This is a genomic window from Rhodococcus coprophilus NBRC 100603 (genome assembly GCF_001895045.1).
Lineage (GTDB): Bacteria > Actinomycetota > Actinomycetes > Mycobacteriales > Mycobacteriaceae > Rhodococcus > Rhodococcus coprophilus.
Genome location: NZ_BDAM01000027.1, coordinates 1 through 560, shown reverse-complemented (window position 1 = coordinate 560; position 560 = coordinate 1). Strand labels below are relative to the sequence as shown.

Below are 560 nucleotides of genomic sequence, written 5' to 3'. Positions count from 1 at the left end.
GGGTGCCGTTGGTTGCGCAGGTGCGGCCGGCGCAGGTGCCGTTGTCGTTGGCGCAGCAGCGGATGTGGTTCCTGAATCGGTTGGATCCGGTCTCGGGGGCGAACAACATCCCGGCGGTAATCAGGTTGTCGGGTTCGTTGGATGTCGATGCGTTGCAGGCGGCGGTGTCGGATGTGGTGGCGCGGCACGAGTCGTTGCGGACGGTGTATCCGGAGGTCGACGGGGTCGGTTTCCAGGAGATCCTGCCTGTATCGGACGCGGTCGTCGAGGTGCGTCCGGAGACTGTCGCGGCCGACGAGGTCTTGGCGCGTGTCACGGAGGTTGTGACTACCGGTTTCGATGTGACACAGCAGGTTCCGATCAGGGTGCGGCTGCTGCGGGTCACGCCGGAAGAGCATGTGCTGGTGGTGGTGGTTCATCACATCTCGAGTGACGGGTTCTCGATGGGGCCGTTGACTCGTGATGTGGTGACGGCGTATGCGGCGCGCGCTGCGGGCCGGAACCCGGAGTGGTCGGCGCTCGAGGTGCAGTACGCCGACTACACGTTGTGGCAGCGTGAG

At 65.2% G+C, this 560-nt stretch carries 1 protein-coding gene; it reads left to right on the top strand.

The genetic code is table 11. The annotated features are described in order from the left end of the window. Positions 1-560, top strand: a 560-nt coding sequence (locus tag RDCOP1_RS21110) for a condensation domain-containing protein (RefSeq protein WP_143152212.1), incomplete at both ends; no start/stop codon positions are given.